Source organism: Hymenobacter setariae (genome assembly GCF_007713685.1).
Lineage (GTDB): Bacteria > Bacteroidota > Bacteroidia > Cytophagales > Hymenobacteraceae > Hymenobacter > Hymenobacter setariae.
The window spans coordinates 1-1,269 of the sequence record NZ_VMRJ01000012.1 but is presented as its reverse complement, the minus strand read 5'-3'; the positions used below and the strand labels follow the sequence as shown (position 1 = coordinate 1,269).

2 protein-coding genes are annotated in these 1,269 nt (G+C 60.3%); both read left to right on the top strand.

Translation table 11 applies throughout. The annotated features are described in order from the left end of the window. Positions 1-51 precede the first annotated feature (51 nt). Positions 52-360 carry a transposase gene (locus FNT36_RS25245; protein WP_144853555.1) on the top strand — a complete coding sequence of 103 codons (309 nt, stop codon included), beginning with the start codon at positions 52-54 and terminating at the stop codon, positions 358-360. After that, positions 357-1,256, top strand: a complete 900-nt coding sequence (locus tag FNT36_RS25240; RefSeq protein WP_144853552.1) for an IS3 family transposase — start codon at positions 357-359, stop codon at positions 1,254-1,256. Before FNT36_RS25245 ends, FNT36_RS25240 begins: the two co-directional genes overlap by 4 nt. Positions 1,257-1,269 lie beyond the last annotated feature (13 nt).

Genomic DNA, 1,269 nt, shown 5'->3' with positions numbered 1-1,269 from the left:
TGAGGTGGTCGGGTAATTCTGGACAGAATAGGGTCTTATCTTTCGATTGTCATGAAAGACAGCCCTCAACTTACTAAACGCCGGCGTTATGACGCCGCCTTTCGAGCGGAGGCGCTGCGGCTAGCCGGTGAAAGCCGCTCGACCCAAGCCGCCGCTCGGGCCTTAAATATCAATGTCAAGCTACTCTACAAGTGGCAAAAAGAAGCCCTTACGCCGGTGGCTGCCGCGCGGGGTGCGGAGCTGGACCCGGCCACAGCCGCTGAACTGCGCCAACTGCGGGCCACCAATCGACGCCAGGCCCAGGAGCTCGAGATTTTAAAAAAAGCCATTGCCATCTTCTCGGTGACCGACAACCAATGAGCCGCTATCGCTTTATCGAAGCGCAGCGGAAGCAGTACCCGGTGCGCTTGCTTTGCCAGGTAGTCGCGGTGCCAGTTAGCGGCTACTATGCGTGGCAACAAGGTCAAGAACAAACAGCTGACAAACCGGCGCCTGCTTGGGAAGAGGCGCTGGTGAAGGTGTTTGGCCGCCACAAACGCCGCTACGGCACGCGTCGGCTACAGGTCGCCTTGCGCCGCAAAGGCTACCGCGTCGGTCGGCAGCGTCTGCGCACCGCCATGCGTCGACGAGGCTTGCACGCGCTGCAACCCAAGGCCTTCACCCCACGCACCACTGACTCGACGCACGGGCTGCGCTGCGCCCCAAACCGCCTGCTCAACCAACCCAAGCCTACCCAGGCTAACCAGGTCTGGGTCAGTGATATCACGTATCTACCGCTGGCCAATGGCGACTGGGCTTACCTGTGTGCCTATCAGGATATGGTCAGCAAGCAGGTAGTGGGCTGGCACGTCCTGGCCACCATGCCCGAGGAGCTGATTACCACGGCCTTGCAGCGCGCTTTTTGGGCCCAGCCGCCCACACCCGGCCTACTCGTCCACTCCGACCGCGGCGGGCAGTACTGCGGCAAGGTATATCGCAAACTACTGCACGACCACGAGGCCCTGCGCTCGCAGAGCCGCCGCGGCGACTGCTACGACAACGCCCAAGCTGAAAGCCTCTGGTCGCGCCTCAAAACGGAGGTGCTCGAACTACGCGAACGGCCCGTTTTTGCCGACCTAGCCGACGCGCAGACCAGCGTGGCCGACTATTTTGATTATTATAATCACGAGCGCCTACACTCCAGTATCGGCTATCAGACACCCTATCATACTCACCAACAGCTCCTTCAACTTAACGCCCTAAACTGTCCAGCGTAACTAGACCACCCCA

What these genes read in the sequence shown, in the direction of transcription:
- FNT36_RS25240 (WP_144853552.1), top strand. Translation starts at nt 357, where the DNA reads ATGAGCCGCTATCGCTTTATCGAAGCGCAGCGGAAGCAGTACCCGGTG.
- FNT36_RS25245 (WP_144853555.1), top strand. Translation starts at nt 52, where the DNA reads ATGAAAGACAGCCCTCAACTTACTAAACGCCGGCGTTATGACGCCGCC.